Raw genomic sequence first — 20,003 nt, forward strand, 5'->3', positions numbered from 1 at the left:
TTGGGCGGCAGGCCGTGGTATGCTCAACGCGGATATTAGGTCGACTGCTGACCATTTGCATGGCGAGCCCGCATGAGTCAGGTCGCCGCCGCTGCCATCGACTTACGGCGGAAGCACCTTCCCACGATTTGCGTTACGAACCAAAGCACGCATGGCAATTCGATATCGTAAGCGACCACAGGCCGTTCGATGCTGCCGGTCGCGCCACCGACGAGCACAGTGCGTCGAGGTTTCGTTCATGGCCATTCTCGTTACTGCATGTCGCTATTCCTGATGAATGTTTCCCAGAACCGCGTCGCATCGGCGATCCAGCCTTCAGCGCTCGTGCCGGTGCCCGGTCCAAAACCATGGCCCAGGTTTGCATATCTCCGATACTTTACCTCGGTGCCTGCCGTGCGAAGCATCGCCACGCGCTGCTCCATCACAGAGGGCGGCGCTATTCCATCCTGTTCGCCGACGACCACAAAGGTAGGAGGCTCATCGGCAGATGTGTCGGAATGCCCGGTATAGGCCATGATGACGGCAGAGGGCTTGGGAAGGTCGTCGCCTCCGAAAGCCGCAACGCCGTGCGAGCCGATTGCCGCAGCCATTCGAGCACCTGCGGAACTACCCCACAGCGAATAGTTCCGGGTGCTGACGCCAAGCGTCCCGGCGTTTCGGAAAATATAGGAAATGGCGGCGGCCATGTCCTCGGTCGCGGGCCTGCCGCCCGAACCGACCCGGTATTTCAGCACGAAGACGTTGTAGCCTGCCTTGCTGATCTCGGCGGCATAGGGAAAGCCCTCGTGGACGGAGCCGACATAGGAAAAGCCGCCGCCGGGGGCGACGATCGCGAAAGGTGCGCCCGGATTGCCGCGGAAAAAGAAGAGGCCGGTATTCACACGGGCCGGCTCCGCATGTTTCTCCTCGGGGGTATAAACGTCATGGAAGACGGTGTTGCCGGCGCTGATATCGTCGATCATGCGATTGAGCGCGGACACCACGACATCGGGATCGACATTGGTATGATACGGCAGAAGCGAACCGATTTCGCTGAGCTGCATATTTTCATCGTAGGCGCGATCATCCCAGGGCAGAAGCATTCGCGCGTGGCCTGTGAAAGCGGGGTGTTTCAGGAGCTCGGCAAGACGGCTTTCCGGCTTCAGCCGCGCATGCCGTTCTCCCGTCTCGCCCCTTACCGCGACACGTTCACCGCTGGCTGTTGATGAAACGGCCCTGTCTTCATTGGCCGCGACAGAGGAAGCGGCCAGCAAGAGGGAGACGGCAAGACCGGCGGGACGCAGGGCGACTTTGTCCAACGATGGTCTCGACGATCGTTTCGTGGTCATTCGCTTCATCCCTGTTGCCGGAGCCCAGGATCACGGCGCGACGTTCAACGTGTCCAGCCACGCCGTGATCCGCTCTATGGTCTGCCGCTCCTGCGGAGCCTCCATGGAGAAACCCTGGACAAGGCTGGCCTGCCGCGCATGGTCGGCAACGACATCCAGGCTGTCGCCCAGCCCGTAACCGCCATGCGTGATGAGTGGGACGATGGTTTTGCCTGACAGATCGTGCCTGGCGAGAAACGAGCGGACCACGGGCGGTGCGGTCATCCCCCAGATCGGAAAGGCAAGGAATACCGTTCGGCAGGAGGCGAAATCGGGGACTGTCGCTTTCAGCGGCGGTTCGTAGCCGCGATCGGTCTCCTGTTTCGCTTGCTCGACCGTCTCGAAGTAGTCGGCCGGATAAGGATTCTCCGGCTCGATCTCGAACAGGTCGCCTTGCAATGCCCGGCTGACCTGACCGGCGACGACCCGCGTGTTTCCGCTCCGCGAAAAGTAAGCGACCAGTCTCCTTCCTTCCGGGAGTCGGGCCGCCGCGGACGGAGAGACGGACGCTGCTCCCCCGGCCATGACAGGCAAGAGCAGCGAGGTCATGAGGATTTCCCTCCGTGTCGGGTTGTCCGTAGCCATGGCTTTCTCCACTGTTTCCGATCGGGGCCGCCGACCAGTTGGAAACTCCAATCGACCGGCCGCGGCGGCTGGCGCACGCGGCAGGTCAGCTTCCAAGGATCATGTCGGTAAATGTAGCGCCTGCCGCAGCTTGCGATAAGATGCCATAATCCGCATGAGCCTTTTAGATGAGCTAATAAATCCAGATGGAAAACTTCAACGATCTCGCCGCATTCGCCATCGTCGCCAAGGAACGCAGCTTCACGAGAGCGGCTGCAAAGCTTCGCGTTTCGCCCTCGGCCCTGAGCCAGACCATCCGCAATCTCGAAGAGCGATTGGGTCTGAGGCTCCTGACCCGGACGACGCGCAGCGTTGCCTCGACCGAAGCCGGCGAACGGCTGCTGCGCACGCTCGCGCCGCGCTTCGAGGAGATCGAAACGGAGCTGGCGGCATTGAGCGAGCTTCGGGACAAACCGGCCGGAACCGTTCGGATCACGACCGGCGAACATCCCGCGATCTCCATCCTGCAACCCGCGCTCAAGCGCTTCCTGCCGGATTATCCGGACATACAGGTCGAGATCATCATCGACTATGGCCTGACCGATATCGTAGCGGAAGGGTTCGACGCCGGGGTTCGCATGGGCGAGCAGGTCGCGAAAGACATGATCGCCGTGCCCATCGGGCCGCAGATGCGCATGGCGGTCGTCGCATCGCCAGCCTATTTCGAGCGGTATCCGCTGCCGAAATCTCCCCAGGACATGACCGCACACAAATGCATCAATACGCGCCTGCCGACCTATGGCGGCGTGTTTAGCTGGGGCCTTGAGAAAAAGGGCCGAGAAGTGAAGGTGCGGGGCGAAGGACAGCTCATCTTCAACAGCCTCGCCATGCGGCTGTCCTCGGCCTTGGATGGCCTCGGAGTGGCCTACATGCCCGAAGATCAGGTTCTTCCTTATGTTGCTGATGGGCGGCTCATCCGGGTTCTGGAGGATTGGTGCCCCTGGTTCCCCGGCTATCACCTCTATTACCCGAGCCGGCGGCAGCAATCTCCGGCGCTGGCCTTATTGGTGGACATTCTCCGGTATCGCGGCGGCTGACCTGCGTTTCCTGAGCTGGAGTCCCTTCATGGCGTAGTAGGTCAGGCAGATATAGAGGCCGAGAATCGCAATGCAGTGCACGAAGAAGCCCATGACGGATTCCTCGAAGTTCCACCAGTCGAGCGTCATCTGCATGGAGAGCTTCGTGCCGACCGCAAGCGCGAACGAACTCCAGACGCCATGGATCGCGACAAGAATTGCAATCATGCGCAATACGAGCGTGCGAGCGGCGCTCGGCTGCGTGATCCTGGCGAGCTTGCGCGCCACGCCCATGAGCATCGGCCAGCGCAGGCCGAGATGAACGGCGACGATCACCAGCACCCAATAGGCCGCCAAAGTATGAATCTGCCGGACGGTGAAACCGCCAAAGGGCGACATGACGCCGGACAGCGCATGGGAAATCAGCACGCTCGTCACCAGCAAAGCCAGCATCGCAACGAGAAGCAGGAACGTCACCACGATGTTGAACAGGCCCCGCACGTCTCGCCGCGCCTTCGGGATCGCGCCATACCAGCGGCGATTGAAGACATTATGCACGATCACCAGCAGGAACATCGCCGTTCCGGCCAATTCATGGGCGACATTGCCGAGCCACCAGTAGGAGAAGGCGAACAGCAGGAGACCGGCGGCAAGAAGGTCGAGGAACAGCCGGGTGAGAAAGACAGGGCTCAAGCGTCAGGCCTCCCGTTCATTCGACCGGCGTGCCGTCGAAACGGGGGATGCGATAGGCCGTGAACAGATAGTCGCTCCCTTGCTGGCTACTGTGGCAGGACTGACAGCGTGCCGTGTTCTCGTCCATGTTGATCGACCTGTCCGGCCAGAACCATTGGAACTGCCAGTCGCCGGTGCGGCGGCTGTCGTCGTATTCGGCCCCGAAGCCTTCGCCCTTCTGCATGACGAAGTAGCGATAGAGCTCGCCGTCCCGATGATCGACCAGCACGAAATGCGTGCCCGCCGGGATCGGCTGGCCAGCCTTGACGGCCTCCATGGCCGCCGGCGTGGTCATGATGTGCTCCATGACATTGCCGCGCCGGACCGTCGTGTAGTGAACCAGCGCATCGATGTCGGGAAACTGGACGCGGTTGGGTTCCGCATGGACCTGCCAGCCGATGAGACAGGCGGCAGAGGCGGCAAGCGCGCTCAAGGCAACCGGATGTGCGAATGTTTTCATGAGCGGAGCTCGCTTTGATATCGAAAAATGCGGTGCCGGACGGCAGGCCGCCATTCCGGCGGCCCGCGCGGTTTCGTATCGATTGGCGATCAGCGTCCGTACTGATCGTCCGAGACCTTCTCCATCCAGTCGACGGACTTGCCGTCGAGCGCTTCGGAAAAGGCGATATGGCTCATGCCGACCGTGGCGCTGGCGCCGTGCCAGTGCTTGACGCCCGGCGGTATCCAGACGATGTCGCCGGGCCGGACTTCCTGAATGGAGCCGCCTTCCTGCTGCACGAGGCCGACGCCCGCCGTGACGATCAGCGTCTGGCCGAGCGGATGCGTGTGCCACGCGGTCCGCGCTCCTGGCTCGAAAGTGACGGTCGCGCCGCCGATCCGGGCCTCGCCGCTCCCCTTGAAGCGGTCGTCCACGCGGACGGAGCCGGTGAAGTTCTCGGCCGGCCCCGCCGCGGACGGCTGTGAGCCGGTGCGCGTGATCACGACCTCCGAGTTTGCAAAGGCGGGCATGGCGGAAACCAGAACGGTTGCGATCAGGAGAGAGGATTTCATGCCGGCCTCACTTCTGAAAGACCTCTTTCGCGATCGCGAGCGACGAAACCGCACTCGGCCAGCCGGAGTAGAAGGCCATGTGCGTGATGACCTCGATCAGTTCCTCTTCCGTCACGCCGTTCTGACGCGCGATATTGAGATGGGAACGAAGCTGGTCAGGCCGGTTGAGCGCGATGAGGGCCGTCACCGTCGCAAGGCTCCGGTCACGCTTGGAGAGGCCGGGGCGCTCCCAGATGTCGGCATAGAGCACGTCATCGGTCAGTTCCGCCATCTTCGGCGCGATCTCGCCGTAGAGCTGCTGGGCGCGTGACTGCTGTTTCGCCACCGGCGTTTCGGACTGAGCGTGGGCCATGGTGGAAAAACCTCCGGACAGAAGCAGGCTGGCTGCGAGGAACAGGCGTGTGGTGAGCGTCTTCAATGGATGACTCCTTGGGCGTCGGGGATGGCCTGATTTAAATGGGGCGACGCACTATGTGCGGTCGGAGACAAGGGTCCGGGCGAAGAACGGCGTCAGTTTGCCCATCGCGGCTTCGACATACTCGGGAATCCAATAGGTTTCGATATGCGTCGCGCCCTCGATCTTGAACAGCTCCTTGTCCGCCGTGCCGGTGGCCTTCGGATAGGCGTCCTCGGTCATGTAGAGGCTGTCGGCCTTGCTGCCGGCGATCATCAGTAACGGCTGGTCGATCAGGTCGATCTGGTCGGTGGCATCCCACCGCATCAGGTCCAGCAAGCTGCTCGTCGTGTACTTGAAGGTCGAGTTGGGATGCGCGTGCGTCTTCCAGTAATATTCGTAGCCCTGCCGGTACATCTCGAACGGCAGCGCGGCGATCTGCTCGTCCGTAAGATTGGCGTCGCCTGAATAGAGGATTTCTCCGCCGGACATCTCCTGGGCGCGTGCTTCGGAAACCTGCCGCAGGCGCTCCTGGATCGTGCCGAGTTGCGAATCCGCAAAGCCATTGCGGCGAACCCGGCCGGAGTTGAACATGCTCAGCGTCGCGACCGACTTGAAGCGCTTGTCCGCCTTCGCCGCGGACAGCGAGTACCCGCCGCCGCCGCAGATACCGAGCAGACCAAGCCGTTCGGCATCGACGCCCGCATAGCCGGTGATGAAGTCCGCTGCACCGTGAATGTCCTCGATGCGGAACTGGGGCTTGTCCACGCTGCGCGGCTCGCCGCCGCTCCCGCCCTGATAGGCGGCGTCCATCGCAATCGTGATGTAGCCCTGCTCCGCCAGGTGCTGCGCATAGAGGCCTGCGACCTGCTCCTTCACGCCGCCATTCGGGTGCGCCACCACGATCGCGGGGTATTTCCGGCCCGGATCGTAGTTGGCCGGGGTGTAGACGTTGGCGACGATATCGAGGCCGTGGAGCTTGTACCTGACCGGGTGGATATTGACCTTGCCCGGTTCGTTCTTCGTGATCGCCCCGTCATAGACCAGGGTGAACGGGTTCTGCTTGTAGTCGGCTGCGACAGCGGCGGAAGTGATCATTGCCGGAACTCCTATGATTGCACCTGAGAGAACAAGCGCGGAGGCTCCGAGGAACGCGCGCCTTTTCGTGTCGATGACGTCGTCGGTCATGTCGAACTCCAATCTTCGATGTGCGGGGAAGAGCGATCCCCGCGCAGGGGCATCAATTCAGTTTCTTCTCGGCGAGGAACTGCGCGACCTGATCGGCGATCTCGACATTGTTCAGGTCGGACATCGGGAAGTGCGTATTGCCGCGAATGCCGATCTCGGGAAGATGCACCAGCCGGGCATCGCCGCCGCGCTTGTTGATCGCGTCGACCCAAAGCTTAGCCATGGCGAGCCGTACCCGCCAATTGTCCTGTCCTCGTTCCGCGGTTGGTTCGGTTGGAAAGTTGTCGCCATAATAGATGACGATCGGAATCCTGGTGAGCTTCTCGAAGTCCGCGAGCGGCACAGCCTCGGGCTTCAGCGTGCCGGCTGCGCTCGGCATTTCTTCCGGAAGCTCGCCCTCCGGAAAGATGAAGCCGCTGCCCGGTTCGAACGCCACGATCGCCTTGACGTTCTCGCTCCTGATCGCCGTCAGCCAGCCCGGACCGCCGCCCTGCGAATGGGTGAAGAGGATGCCGGGACCGGTCCTGTCGAACAGCGCCGCCATCGCGTTGGAAATCACGCCGGCATCGTAAGGCCCGGTGTTCGGCGTGACGGAGCGGAAGAACTGGTCCTGCGTCTCCGGCTTGCGATCGAACTGGACATTGTCGAAGTAGTCCGGCCACTTGCCGATCCGGAACTGGTCGAAGAAAAGCTGGTCGTTGGGTGCCGGTTCGATCGTCGTCGCGACGGTGCTGTTGCCCGCCCGGCCGCGACGAGGCTGATCGACGACATAGACGGGGAAGCCGCGACGCAGGAAAAGGGTCTGGAAGCCCTCGCGCCCGTCCGGCGTCGTCTCCCAGCTACGCGCCGACTGGAACGCGCCGTGCAGCATGACGATCGGCAGTGCCTTGGGGTTTGGGGGAACCTGATAGAAGGCGTAGAGATGGTCGCCGTGGAACGTCTGTCCCTCAGCGGTGGGGACGTTGTTATTGTATGTGCCGGGGGTGTTCACCACCGTTCCGCCGACGGCGAAGCTTCCTTGATCCTGAATGGTCAGCGGCTCGAACTTCGCTATCTGGTCAGCCATGGCGGCCAAGGGGGAAAGTATTGTCACCATGGCTATTATCGGCGCGGCGAATTGACTGCGTGAACACAAAGCACCCATCCTTCTCGATATTTCGTATCGTTGGGAAAGATAGAGCCAGTCGTATTCCTTGATTAGATGCCGATATCCGGATGCGTCTTTAAGGTCAGCTTCATAATGGCGAACCATGGAAGAGAGTACATCGGGAAAGTCGAGCGCTACGGCCCAGCCCGCTCGGGGCGCACCGAAGGTCCTCCTAAGCGCCGAAAATGCCTCTTGATTTCAGGGCGGCAGGCTGACGGCGAACCCTTGGAGTAGCGCGACACACAAAATGTCTTGGACAACCCAGCTGTTCAGTTTGCAACAGTGGGCGACCGAACCCCTTCCTCCTCCCGCTGCGCGGCCCAGCACAGCAGCGCATCGAGCGCCGGGCACAATGCCTGGCCCCATTTCGTGAGGCAGTATTCCACCTTGGGCGGCACCTGATGGTGAACGATGCGGCGCACGATGCCGTCGCCTTCCATTTGCCGAAGCTGCTGGATCAGCATCTTCTGCGATACCGCCGGGATTGCCCGCTCGAGATCGGAAAACCGCATGACGTTGCCGCCGAACAGGTGGAACAGGATGATCAGCTTCCACCGGCCTTCGAGCAGCTTCAGCACGTTTTCGACGCCTTCGGCCGCCGTTTCGCGCGTATGGCCATGGGAAGACTTACCTTCCGGTGAGTACCTTACTTTTTTATCTGTTCTTGTCATTTGATGAGGTTAGGGCGATTTATCTGCGGAGACAACACAAATCGGAGAACTCTCATGCCGATCACCCTGCCGGAACCGGTCGCGGCCTATTTCGCCGCCGATCAGAACGATGGCAATGCCGTCGCCCTTTGCTTCACCGAAAACGCTATCGTCGTGGACGAGCGCCAGACCCATAGGGGCCGCGACGCCATCCGTCGATGGAAGACGGAGGCGTCCGGGAAGTTCAGCTACACCGCCGATCCCTTTGCGGTCAGCGAGGAAGGCGGTCAGACCGTGGTGACGGCCCATGTCGCGGGGAACTTCCCCGGCAGCCCGGTCGATCTGCGCTATGCGTTCGTTCTGGAAGGCGAGAAGATCGCGCGGCTGGAGATCACCCCATGAGCTTCGATCTCGGCTTGAAGGGCAAGCGCGCCCTGGTGACGGGCGGAACGAAGGGCATCGGCGCGGCCGTGGTCGAGGCTCTGCGCGAGGCCGGTGCGCGCGTGGTGACGACCGCCCGCACCGTGCCGGCCAATTCGACGGAAGATGTCCACTTCATCGTGGCTGACCTCACGACAGCCGAAGGCTGCGCCGATGTGGCCGTCGGCGTGCTCGATCGTCTCGGCGGTGTGGACATCGTCGTGCATGTGGTGGGCGGTTCGTCCGCGCCCGGCGGCGGGTTCGCGGCGCTGGATGACGCGGAATGGTTCAAGGAGCTGAACTGGAATCTCATGCCGGCCGTCCGTCTCGACCGGGCGCTTCTGCCCGGGTTGATCGCGCAAGGGGCGGGCGTGGTCGTGCATGTTACCTCGATCCAGAACCGTTTGCCGCTTCCCGAATCCACGACCGCCTATGCGGCCGCCAAGGCCGCCCTTTCGACCTACAGCAAGAGCCTGTCGAAGGAGGTGGCGCCGAAGGGGGTTCGCGTGGTGCGGGTCTCTCCCGGCTGGGTGGAGACCGAGGCCGCGGTTGCGATGGCCGAGCGCCTGGCCGAACAGGCGGGCACCGACTACGAGGGCGGCAAGCGGATCGTCATGGATTCGCTGGGCGGCATTCCGCTCGGACGCCCCGCCAGACCGGCGGAGGTTGCCGATCTCATTGCCTTCGTCGTCTCCCCGCGCGCCGGCGCGGCAACAGGCACGGAATTCGTCATCGACGGCGGCACGATACCAACCTTGTGACAGGGCTGGGCATCCTCTGCCAGCTTCCGGCTAAAGCGACACATCGCGGCTGATTGCTGGGGCGGTCATGATCTATGATGGCGGGAACTGCGGTATCTACTCTAAACGGCATCTGCTCCCGACCATTGAGATGAGGTTGGAGCGGGACGGCGGCTTATCGCGATATTATCCCGAAGTGGATCGACCGGTTCCGGCCAACCCGGCAGCCTTCTGACTGGCCGCGGCTGGTAGTTTGCAAGACGGGCTATGCGGTCGGTGTAGGGCGGGCGGATGCTGTCGCCGGCTCGGATAGTAGAGGTGATAACCCTCGAAGGTTTTGCACCAGTCGGCAAGCACCGCGACGAGTTCTCCGCTGGCGATATGCCCGGCCACGAAATCGAGCGGCAGATAAGCAAGGCCGAAGCCGGCGAGGCAGGCCTGGCGCACCTGCACGACGCTGGTGAAGACCAGCCTGCCTTCCTCCGCGACGATGACGAAGGCGTTCAGGTCACGCAGATTTCCTGTCCGACATTCTGCTCATCATGGCATCCCGATTGAACTGTCTAATTGAAAAGCGGGACCGGCACTATCTTTCAATCGATCGAATGAAGTGTTGTGCGAATGTGTAGTCACTTTAAGCGGCTTTGCGGAAAGACCTCGGATAACGTTGAAAGATCCGTCGCCGAATGTCTGCTATGCGCCTTCGTGTCGGTCGTCGAGCAGGTCGCAGGAAGATTCCGAAAGCGGTCATCAATCGTTGAGATCGAAACCAAGTCAGCGAATGGTCGAGCTTTCGGGTGATGTGTTAAACGCAGTTGAGAAATGGGCAACCTTCAGGACCCATTTTCTGCTTAGAAGCACGATAGAATCATTTGGAGCGAAGGATAGCGTGCCTCCGGCGTCGTGCCTTGTGATCTCCATGGCGCCGTGATCAGGACAATATACGTCCGCAATCGAAGGTGACCTTGCTCAGAAGGTCCGCCGGCACCTCGATATCGGCCATTGCGGCGGCGACGAGCTCGTCCCGTTTGGCACGGTTTTCATATCCCTTGACTGTCGCAAGATCAGTGCTGCTTGCAGTGGCTATCCGTCCCGCGTTGGCGGAGCATATACCCGCAAGGGTCTCTACGCGCGCAGTTTTCACGGCCTCGGCTCGTGCACTGGTGGTGGAAACCCATCCCGCGTTGAAGGCGATGATCGGCGCGGCCACGAGACCGAGAACGAAACCCACCATATAGGGTTTTGCTTTTTCGATGGTTTGACTGAATGACATGGCTTTATTCCCTCTAATCGATGATTATCGGGATCGATACGGCCCACACTCGGACCTGGAGCCAATGGCAATCCGGACAATTTCAATCTACGCCTTAAACCGCAGAAAGCAAATTAAATTATTGGCTTTTCTTCGAATTTTTACAAAAGTTTCTTTTTTAAAAATAAAAAAACAGAATTTTTTTTTTCATGATATGGTGAAGTCAATCGATAAACACATAATCTTATGGGGTGATGACGGAAATTTACATTCGTAAGTTTCATTTTTTATTTGAATGACCGGAATTTTGTGCATTCTGCAGCGAATTTCTGGATAAGTATCTGACATTTCCTTTTGAGAGTGCGCCAGCGAGAATGTTTGCGCCGCCGATGGCTACTTTTCGCATTGAAGATGCAGTCGTCCACCGCGAGGAGCTTTCCATGAGTCTCAGTTTTCCGAACCCGAGCAGAAGTTACGAAGAGGCTGGCAAGCGCGTCCGCTTCATCGGTCATAATGGTGTGTTTGAAATCCCCTTCTTCGTGGCGGCGGACCTCTTATCAGCGGCGACCTCGGAAGCAGGTTATCTAAAGGCGTTCGACGCCGCCCGAGTCGCCATCAACACGGCGGCCCTCCGCGCTTACTCCGCCGCCCGCAAACCGGTCTACGTCCTGACGCGCGCCGATTTCGCCTGAGAGCGCCGAATACCGGAGCGAAGCTTCGGCGATCTTTCACATCTCCAAAACGACTGCCGGATTTCGCCCGGCCGGCTGCCTGGCCGCATCCAGGCAAAGGAATGATTATGGCCAAAGGCCAAAAGCGTGGCGTCGAAGACATTGGCAGTTCGGAAACCGCCGTTACCGAACGGACCGTCCATCCCGAGACGGGTTCCAGGCCGCTGACGGAGCCGCAAGCGGTTGCGCGCGGGAAAGGCAAGGGCAGCATTCCGCAGTCCGGCTTCGGTTTTAACCGGGCGTCGGGCATGCCGTTGAATGATCCCACCCCGGTGCGGGAAGAACTGTTTGGGATCGAAAGGCTCGAGCAGCACGCCGCCACCCTTGCGCTTGCCCAACCGGTGACGCGGCGACCGCCATCCGTCCAGTCCCTGCACAAGCGCCTGAAGAGCAACGCGGCGGTCCTCCTCGCCGCCTACCGCGCCAGTGCCTTGGAGGTGGAGAACGAGCGCGGCGTCGTGCCGGCGGCGGAATGGCTGCTGGACAACTACCATCTGGTCGAAGAGCAGATTCGCGAGATTCATGATGACCTGCCGCCCAACTACTACAGGCAGTTGCCCAAGCTGGCCGAAGGGCCTTTCGCCGGATATCCACGCGTGTTCGGCATTGCATGGGCCTTCGTCGCGCACACCGACAGCCACTTCGATCCGGAAACGCTCGTTCGGTTCATCACGGCCTACCAAAAGGTCCAACCCCTGACGATTGGGGAATTGTGGGCCGTGGCGATCACCTTGCGCATCGTGCTTGTCGAAAATCTGCGCAGATTGGCCGACCAGATCACCGCCGGGCGCCGCATGCGTGCAGAGGCGGATGCGCTGGCCGACCGTCTTCTGGCGAACGAGGGGCGTGGCAACGAGAAGGTATCCGCCGGTCCCTTGCCCGAGCTCTTTGCGGCCCAGCTTGCCAAGCGGCTACGCGACCATGATCCCAACACGACGCCGGCCCATGGCTGGCTGGAGGCGAGGTTGGCAAAGCAGGGGACCTTTGTGGAAGCTGTGGTGCGCCATGCCCAGCAACGCCAGGGCGCCTCCAACGTCACTGTCAGGAACATCATTACCAGTATGCGGCTGATCGGCGATGTCGACTGGGCCGATCTTTTTGAGAAGGTCAGCCTGGTCGATGCCCGCCTGTCTGTCGATGGCAGCTTCGCCCGCATGGATTTCGCGACGCGCAACCTCTACCGCAGCGCCATCGAGGATCTCGCCCGCGGCTCAGACCTGTCGGAACTCGACATTGCCGGGCTGGCGGTGAAAGCGGCGCGGACAGCGCCGGTTGTCGGGAACGCCGCCTCCCAGGCCGAACGCGTGGGCGATCCCGGCTACCACCTGATCGCACAAGGGCGGCCGGCCTTCGAGCGCATGGTCGGATTCCGCCGGCCCCGGCGCCTGATGGCCGGGCGGCTGGTGGCGCACACGGGTATTGCCGGCTATGCCGGGGCGATCGGCGTGGTGACATCGATGTCTCTCGCCGTTGCGCTATGGTTGCTGTCCGCTACGGGCCTCTCCGCGCTCGGCATGATCGTCTTCGCCGTTCTGGCGCTACTGCCGGCGAGCGATATCGCAACGGCGCTCGTCAACCGTTTCGTAAGCTGGAGCCACGGCGCGACGACCCTGCCGGGGCTGGAGCTTGCGCAGGGCGTCCCGCAGTCATCGCGTACGCTTGTCGTCGTGCCGACGCTCATGACCAGTCGCGCCGACCTGCTGGAGCAGATCGAACGGCTGGAGGTCCATCATCTCTCGGGCGCGGGCGGCGACCTGAGCTTCGCCCTGCTGACCGACGGCCGGGACACCCCGCAGGAGAGTGCCGAGGGCGATGGCGAGCTTCTCGCGCTCGCCATCGAGACCATGGCCGAGCTGAACCGGCGGCACGGACCGGGCCCGGCTGGCGACCGCTTCCTGCTGCTGCATCGCAAGCGCCGGTTCAATGCCGGCGAAAACGTCTGGATGGGCTGGGAGCGAAAGCGCGGCAAGCTGCACGAGCTCAACCGCCTGCTGCGCGGGGCCACCGACACCAGCTTCATGGCGCTTGCGGGAAAGCCGCCGACGGTGCCCCCGGACGTGCGCTATGTCATCACGCTCGACGCGGACACGAAACTGCCGCGCGACACGGTCCTGCGGCTGATCGGCAAGATGGCGCATCCCCTCAACAGGCCGCGTTTCGACGCGGGGCAGCAGCGGGTGGTCGACGGCTATGCGATCATCCAGCCGCGCGTCACCCCGTCGCTTCCCATCGGGCGCGAAGGCTCGCTCTACCAGCGGGTCTTTTCCGCGCCCGGCGGCATGGATCCCTATGCGGCGGCCGTCTCGGACGTCTACCAGGACCTGTTCGGCGAAGGCTCCTATACCGGCAAGGGCATCTATGACGTCGATGCCTTCGAGGCGGCACTTGCCGGGCGCATCCCGGACAATACCCTTCTCAGCCACGATCTCTTCGAGGGCACCTTCGCGCGGGCGGGGCTCGCCTCCGACATCGAGGTGGTCGACGATTTCCCGGCGCGCTACGACGTCGCGGCCCGGCGGCAGCACCGCTGGACGCGCGGCGACTGGCAGTTGCTGCCGTGGATATTCGGACGGCGGGCGCTTCCGGCGCTCGGCCGCTGGAAGATGCTGGACAATCTGCGCCGCACCTTGATCGCACCCTCGGCCTTCGCAGCCCTCGTAGCCTGTTGCGCGATGCCGTTGCAGGCGGGAATGACGGGAGCGCTGCTGATCGCATCCTGCCTCGCCATTCCCGCGTTCCTGCCGCTGGCCTTCGCCATCCTGCCACGCCGCAGCGGCCTGCAGTTGAGCAGCCATGCCGTCAGGCTTGCCGGCGACCTGAAGCTCGCCGCGATGCAGATCGGGCTCGGCCTCGCATTCCTGCCCGACCAGGCATGGCGCAATTGCGATGCCATGCTGCGAACCGCAAGCCGCCTGCTGGTGACGCGCCGGAAACTGCTGGAATGGACGACCGCGGCGACATCGGGAAACCGGACGCGGCTGACGCTTGCCGGTTTCTACCGCGACATGGCGGGCGGCACCGTTGCGGCACTGGCCCTTCTGGCGGCCGCCGTCGCGTTCTCGCCGGCCGCTTGGGCTCTCGCATTTCTGCTGGCGCTACTCTGGCTGGCCGCGCCCGCCATCGCGCTCTGGGTCAGCCGGTCGCCGACGGCAAGGCCGGGCAAGGCGCTTTCGGATGCCGATGCGGTGGAACTCCGGCTCGTCGCGCGGCGCACATGGCGGTTCTTCGAAACCTTCGTCACCCCGCTGGAAAATATGCTGCCGCCGGACAATTTCCAGGAAACCCCGCTGCCGGCCGTCGCTCACCGTACCTCGCCGACCAATATCGGCCTCTATTTTCTCTCGACGGTCGCCGCACGCGACTTCGGCTGGGTGGGAACCCTCGAGGCGCTCGAACGGCTGGAAGCGAGCTTCACGACGCTCAAGCGGCTCGATCGCTTCAACGGGCATTTCTTCAACTGGTACGATACGCGCGATCTGAGAACCCTCGATCCGCCCTACGTCTCCTCCGTCGACAGCGGCAATCTCGCCGGCCACCTGATCGCGCTGGCGAATGCCTGCGAGGAGTGGGCCGAGATGATGCCGCCGGCGGAAAACGGCGAGGGTTTCGGCGATACGCTGGCGCTTGCCCGCATGGCCCTTGCAGACGCGCCCGGTAATCACCGTGCCGTCTTGTCGTCCATTCTCGATGAGGTCGAAATCCTTGTGCGCGGCCCGCAATCCTTCGACGCCGCAACGCCGGCACTGACGCGACTTCTGGACAAGGCGCTGAAACTGGTGGGGCCGGCCGAGGGCGGCGCGGTCGCCGATCTCGTCTTCTGGATCGCGGCGCTCAGACGATCCGCCGTCGAGTCGGCGCGCGACCGGCAGGCGCTCCGCGACGATGCCGCCGCCGTGAAAGGCCGGCTCCAGGCGCTTGCGGGCACGGCCCGCACCATGGCGCTCGACATGGATTTCGCCTTCCTGTTCGACCCCGAAAGGAAGCTGTTGTCCATCGGCTATTCGCTCGCCGACAACGGCCTCGACCCCAACTGCTACGACCTGCTGGCGTCCGAAGCGCGCCTTGCGAGCTTCTTCGCCATCGCCAAGGGCGATGTCGGCACGCGGCACTGGTTCCGCCTCGGCAGGGCGGCGACACCGCTCGGCAGCGGGTCGGCGCTGATCTCCTGGTCGGGCTCGATGTTCGAATATCTCATGCCGTCGCTGGTGATGCGCGCGCCCGCGGGAAGTCTGCTCGACGACACGAACCGGCTGATCGTGGCGCGCCAGGAGGCCTACGGGCGGTCGCGGAACGTGCCCTGGGGCGTATCGGAATCCGCCTTCAATGCGCGGGACATGGAGTTCACCTATCAGTATTCCAATTTCGGCGTGCCGGGACTGGGGCTCAAGCGCGGCCTGTCGGGCAACATGGTCGTTGCCCCTTATGCCACCGGCCTTGCCGCCATGGTCGATCCCCATGCCGCGCTCGACAACTACCGGCGTCTCGAAGCCATGGGCGCCCGCGGCGTTCACGGCTTCTACGAGGCGCTGGACTTCACCCGCGCCCGCCTGCCCGAAAATGCGCGCGTCGAGATCGTCCGCAGCTACATGGCCCACCACCAGGGCATGACCATCGTCGCCATCGCCGTTCTTCTGCAGGACGGGCGCATGCGGGCGCGGTTCCACCGCGAACCCATGATCATGGCCAGCGAACTGCTGCTGTCGGAGCGCATGCCGCGCGATGTGGCGATCGCCCGACCGCGCGCCGAGGAGGTCAAGGCATCGGCAGGCATTTCGCTGAACCCGGCACCGTCGGTCCGCCGGCTGTCGCTGCCCGCCGCCGGCGCGCCGGTCACGCACCTGCTTTCCAACGGACGTTACGCTGTCATGCTGACGGCCTCGGGCGGCGGCTACAGCCGCTGGCGCGATATCGCCGTCACGCGCTGGCGCGAGGATGCGACGCGGGACGATTGCGGCGCCTTTATCTTCCTCAAGGACATGCAGGCCGGCACGGTCTTCTCCCCCACCGTCGCGGCGATGGGCGACAAGGCCGACGCCTCGGTGGTCTTCGGCGAGGACCATGCGCAATATATCCGCCATGACGAGACGCTGACGACGGAAATGGACGTCATCGTCTCCGGCGAGGACGACGGCGAGGTGCGCCGCATCTACCTGACGAACATCGGGCCCCGGGCACGCGAGATCGAGCTGACCTCCTATGCAGAACTGGTGCTCGCCTCCGCGGCGACCGACAATGCGCATCCGGCCTTCGCCAAGATGTTCGTCGAGACCGAGCACCTGGCCGAATACGGCGCGCTCATCGCCACGCGGCGGCGGCGCGCGCCCTCGGAGGCCGAGATCTGGGCCGCTCACTTCGCCGTGGTCGAGGGCGATGCGATTGCCGATCCGCAATACGAATCCGATCGCGCCCGTTTCCTCGGGCGCGGCCGCTCCATCGCCACCGCCGCCGCCATCCATGACGGGCAGGCGCTTTCCAACACGGCGGGCACCGTCCTCGATCCGATCTTCGCGTTGCGCCGCAGCGTGCGGGTCCTTCCCGGCAAGGTGGCGCGGGTCGCCTTCTGGACGATCGTCGCAGGGTCGCGGGAAGAGCTCCTCGAACGCATCGACAAGCATCATGACAAGAATGCTTTCGACCGGGCGAAGACGCTGGCCTGGACGCAGGCGCAGGTGCAGCTTCACCATCTCGATATGGACCTGGAGGAGGCAGCGGACTTCCAGCGTCTTGCAGCCCCCATCCTCTATGCCGACGCGCGCTTCCGCCCGGCCTCGGACGCCATTCTCGCCGGCGCCGGCCCGCAGTCCGGCCTTTGGCCGTATGGCATCTCGGGCGACCTGCCGATCGTGCTCTTGCGCATCGAGGATGTCGAAGACCTTCCCCAGTTGCGCCAGATGCTGCGCGCGCATGAATACTGGCGCATCAAGCGGCTCGCCGTCGATCTGGTGATCGTCAACGAGCGCGCTGCCTCCTATGTGCAGGACCTGCAGAACGCCGTCGAAGCCGCCGTGCGCTCCAGCCAGTCCCGCCCGCGTTTCGGCGACATGCCGGCGCAGGGCGCGGTTCATGTGCTGCGCGCCGATTTCCTGAACCAGGACACGAAAAACCTTCTGAACGCGACCGCGCGCGTCGTGCTGTCGGCCCACCGCGGCCTCATCGCCGACCAGCTCGCGCGTCTTTCCGCCGGCATCGAGCACTCGGCTGCGCTGCCGCCGCGGTTTCCGCCAACGGCCACGGCCGAGACGGTCGCGCAGCCGGAAACGCTGGAGTTCTTCAACGGCCTCGGCGGCTTCGGCAGGAATGGTACGGAATATGTGACCGTGCTGGAAAACGGCGCGACGACGCCGATGCCCTGGATCAACGTCATCGCCAATCCGGCCTTCGGCTTCCAGGTGTCAGCCGACGGCAGCGCCTATACCTGGGCCGAGAACAGCCGCGAGAACCAGATCACGCAATGGTCCAACGACCCGGTCGGAGATCCTTCCGGCGAGGCGCTCTACATCCGCGACGAGGAGACGCTCGACCTCTGGAGCCCGACGGCCCAGCCGATCCGGGATGGCGGGCGCTACGTGGCGTGCCACGGCTTCGGCTACAGCCGCTTCAGCCATCGGGCGCACGGGATCGAAAGCGAGCTGCTGTCCTATGTGCCGCTCGCCGATCCGATCCGCATTTCGCGGCTGACGCTGACCAACCGTTCGTCGCGCCCGCGCCGGCTTTCGGTCACCAGCTATGCCGAATGGGTGCTTGGCACCCTGCGAGGTGCAAGCGCACCGTTCATCGCCACATCCGTCGACGCGGCAACGGGGGCGATCTTCGTATGCAATCGATGGGCTATGGGCTTTCCCGGTCGCGTTGCCTTTGCCGATCTCGGCGGCCGGCAGACCGCATGGACCGCCGACCGCACGGAATTCCTCGGACGGGGCGGCAGTTCCGCGCGGCCTGCGGCTCTCGGGACGAGAATGCCGCTCGGCGCGAAGGTCGGCGCGGGGGTCGATCCGTGCGCCGCGCTGCAATGCACGATCGAACTGGACGCGGGTGAGAGTATCGAGATCGTCTCCTTCCTCGGCCAGGCCGCTTCGGTTGAGGAGGCCGGCGCGCTGATCGCCCGCTACCGCACCGCCGACCTCGATGCGGTTCTTTCCGAGGTTTCCGCGCATTGGCAGACGCTGCTGAAGACCGTGCGGGTCAAAACGCCGGACCGGGCGATGGACATCATGCTGAACGGCTGGCTGCTCTACCAGACGCTCGCCTGCCGGATATGGGCGCGCTCGGCCTTCTACCAGGCAAGCGGGGCCTATGGCTTCCGCGACCAGTTGCAGGATGGCATGGCGCTGGCCTTCGCCCGGCCGCAGGAGGCGCGGGCGCATATCCTGCGCGCTGCCGGACGGCAGTTTCCCGAAGGGGACATGCAGCATTGGTGGCTGCCCCATTCGGGTGCGGGCGTTCGCACCCGGATTTCCGACGACCGGATCTGGCTCGCCTTCGCCGCTGCGACTTATGTTGGAACGGCCGGCGACGCGGCGATTCTCGATGAAGTCATTCCGTTCCTCGAAGGGCCCGCCCTTGCCGAAGGGGAGCATGACGCTTTCTTCCAGCCCGCGCCCTCCGGCGAGGCCGCCTCTCTCTTCGAGCATTGCGCCCGCGGCCTCGACCAGGCCGTCGCGCTCACCGGTCGACACGGCCTGCCCCAGATGGGTACCGGCGACTGGAACGACGGGATGAACCGGGTCGGGGAGGGCGGTGAGGGCGAGAGCGTTTGGCTCGGCTGGCTGCTGATCCGCACGATCGACCTCTTCGCGCCTTTTGCCGAGGGCCGCGATCCCGAACGTGCGGCGCACTGGAAGGCGCATGCCGCAAGCCTCAAGGTCTCCATCGAACGGGAAGCCTGGGATGGCGACTGGTATCGACGCGCCACATTCGATGATGGTGCATGGCTGGGCGCGAAGGACAGTGACGAATGCCGGATCGACAGCATCGCCCAGTCCTGGGCGGTCCTGTCCGGTGCGGCCGATCCCGCTCGCGCCGCCACCGCCATGGCGTCGCTGGAAAGCCATCTGATCCGCAAGGACGACGGCCTCGCCCTTCTGTTCACGCCGCCTTTCGACGCAACGGTGCGCGATCCCGGCTACATCAAGGGTTATCCGCCGGGCTTGCGCGAAAATGGTGGCCAGTACAGCCACGCGGCTATGTGGGCTATCCTCGCCTTCGCCAAGCTGGGCGATGGCGACAAGGCGCACGATCTCTTCACGCTGCTGAACCCGGTCAATCACGCAAACACGCCCGAAGCGGCGGCACGCTATAAGGTGGAGCCCTATGTCATCGCCGCCGATGTCTATTCGGTCGCGCCCCATGTCGGGCGCGGCGGTTGGACATGGTACACCGGCTCCGCCGCCTGGATGTACCGCGCCGGCATCGAGGGCATCCTCGGCCTGCATAGGGAGGGCACGGTTCTTGTCGTGGAGCCTTGCATGCCGAAATCATGGCCGCAGTTCGAGGTGACGATCACAATGGGTGATACCTGCTACGACATCCGCATCGAGAGGGTTGCGGATCGAACGGACCGTGCGCCCTCCGCGATTTTGGACGGCTCTTCTTTACCTTACACCGGCGGTCCAATCCGTTTCCCATTGAGTGGGAGGAGCCACACTCTCCTGGTTGAAGTATGAGGCGGCGAATATGTGAATGCTGTGAGCGCTGAAGTTGTTCATGAGGCACATTTTGTGCGGAGATAACA

At 63.4% G+C, this 20,003-nt stretch carries 15 protein-coding genes and 1 pseudogene; 5 read left to right on the top strand and 11 right to left on the bottom strand.

Annotation, left to right across the window (positions count from 1 at the left end; genetic code table 11):
- Positions 1 to 251 precede the first annotated feature (251 nt).
- Positions 252 to 1,298 (bottom strand): alpha/beta hydrolase, encoded by a 1,047-nt coding sequence (locus AABQ55_RS12055; protein WP_272805174.1) that lies wholly within the window; start codon positions 1,296 to 1,298, stop codon positions 252 to 254.
- A 60-nt stretch (positions 1,299 to 1,358) separates the two neighbouring features.
- Positions 1,359 to 1,916, bottom strand: a complete 558-nt coding sequence (locus AABQ55_RS12060; protein WP_272805175.1) for a flavodoxin — start codon at positions 1,914 to 1,916, stop codon at positions 1,359 to 1,361.
- 221 nt (positions 1,917 to 2,137) lie between these two features.
- On the opposite strand from AABQ55_RS12060, the gene AABQ55_RS12065 reads away from it, so the two are divergent.
- Positions 2,138 to 3,028 (top strand): LysR family transcriptional regulator, encoded by an 891-nt coding sequence (locus AABQ55_RS12065; protein WP_272805176.1) that lies wholly within the window; start codon positions 2,138 to 2,140, stop codon positions 3,026 to 3,028.
- Here the strand turns inward: AABQ55_RS12065 and AABQ55_RS12070 are convergent.
- From AABQ55_RS12070 to AABQ55_RS12100, 7 genes are all read right to left on the bottom strand, one after another.
- Positions 2,993 to 3,700 carry a DUF4405 domain-containing protein gene (locus AABQ55_RS12070; RefSeq protein WP_272805177.1) on the bottom strand — a complete coding sequence of 236 codons (708 nt, stop codon included), beginning with the start codon at positions 3,698 to 3,700 and terminating at the stop codon, positions 2,993 to 2,995. The two genes, AABQ55_RS12065 and AABQ55_RS12070, sit on opposite strands and share 36 nt — an antisense overlap.
- A gap of 16 nt (positions 3,701 to 3,716) precedes the next feature.
- On the bottom strand, positions 3,717 to 4,199 hold the full coding sequence (locus AABQ55_RS12075) for a cytochrome P460 family protein (protein WP_272805178.1): 483 nt from the start codon (positions 4,197 to 4,199) through the stop codon (positions 3,717 to 3,719).
- 89 nt (positions 4,200 to 4,288) lie between these two features.
- A complete protein-coding gene (locus AABQ55_RS12080; protein WP_443021150.1) occupies positions 4,289 to 4,708 on the bottom strand; it encodes a (R)-mandelonitrile lyase in 420 nt (139 codons plus the stop codon).
- 49 nt (positions 4,709 to 4,757) lie between these two features.
- Complete coding sequence (locus tag AABQ55_RS12085) at positions 4,758 to 5,102, bottom strand: carboxymuconolactone decarboxylase family protein (RefSeq protein WP_272807444.1); 345 nt, start codon at positions 5,100 to 5,102, stop codon at positions 4,758 to 4,760.
- 117 nt (positions 5,103 to 5,219) lie between these two features.
- Complete coding sequence (locus tag AABQ55_RS12090) at positions 5,220 to 6,242, bottom strand: alpha/beta hydrolase (RefSeq protein WP_272805180.1); 1,023 nt, start codon at positions 6,240 to 6,242, stop codon at positions 5,220 to 5,222.
- A gap of 142 nt (positions 6,243 to 6,384) precedes the next feature.
- Positions 6,385 to 7,428 (bottom strand): alpha/beta hydrolase, encoded by a 1,044-nt coding sequence (locus AABQ55_RS12095; protein WP_272807445.1) that lies wholly within the window; start codon positions 7,426 to 7,428, stop codon positions 6,385 to 6,387.
- Between the two features lie 320 nt (positions 7,429 to 7,748).
- Positions 7,749 to 8,150, bottom strand: a complete 402-nt coding sequence (locus tag AABQ55_RS12100) for a winged helix-turn-helix transcriptional regulator (protein WP_272805181.1) — start codon at positions 8,148 to 8,150, stop codon at positions 7,749 to 7,751.
- Positions 8,151 to 8,204: 54 nt separating this feature from the next.
- Between AABQ55_RS12100 and AABQ55_RS12105 the strand changes: the two genes are divergently transcribed.
- A complete protein-coding gene (locus AABQ55_RS12105; protein WP_272805182.1) occupies positions 8,205 to 8,531 on the top strand; it encodes a nuclear transport factor 2 family protein in 327 nt (108 codons plus the stop codon).
- Positions 8,528 to 9,310, top strand: coding sequence for an SDR family oxidoreductase (locus AABQ55_RS12110; RefSeq protein WP_272805183.1), 783 nt, complete (start codon positions 8,528 to 8,530; stop codon positions 9,308 to 9,310). The genes AABQ55_RS12105 and AABQ55_RS12110 overlap by 4 nt, the downstream gene beginning before the upstream one ends.
- Before the next feature lie 165 nt (positions 9,311 to 9,475).
- On the opposite strand, the pseudogene AABQ55_RS12115 reads toward AABQ55_RS12110, so the two are convergent.
- Together AABQ55_RS12115 and AABQ55_RS12120 are read right to left on the bottom strand one after the other, a co-directional pair.
- Positions 9,476 to 9,778, bottom strand: a pseudogene (locus AABQ55_RS12115) (LysR substrate-binding domain-containing protein); the annotation flags it as partial.
- Between the two features lie 442 nt (positions 9,779 to 10,220).
- On the bottom strand, positions 10,221 to 10,562 hold the full coding sequence (locus tag AABQ55_RS12120) for a hypothetical protein (RefSeq protein ID WP_272805184.1): 342 nt from the start codon (positions 10,560 to 10,562) through the stop codon (positions 10,221 to 10,223).
- Between the two features lie 419 nt (positions 10,563 to 10,981).
- Between AABQ55_RS12120 and AABQ55_RS12125 the strand changes: the two genes are divergently transcribed.
- Positions 10,982 to 11,233: a DUF1488 family protein gene (locus AABQ55_RS12125; RefSeq protein WP_272805185.1), complete on the top strand. Its 252-nt coding sequence runs from the start codon at positions 10,982 to 10,984 to the stop codon at positions 11,231 to 11,233.
- A gap of 107 nt (positions 11,234 to 11,340) precedes the next feature.
- Positions 11,341 to 19,935, top strand: a complete 8,595-nt coding sequence (locus AABQ55_RS12130; RefSeq protein ID WP_272805186.1) for a GH36-type glycosyl hydrolase domain-containing protein — start codon at positions 11,341 to 11,343, stop codon at positions 19,933 to 19,935.
- The last annotated feature ends 68 nt before the right edge of the window (positions 19,936 to 20,003 follow it).

This window comes from Shinella sp. WSD5-1 (assembly GCF_963942435.1).
Classification (GTDB): domain Bacteria; phylum Pseudomonadota; class Alphaproteobacteria; order Rhizobiales; family Rhizobiaceae; genus Shinella; species Shinella yambaruensis.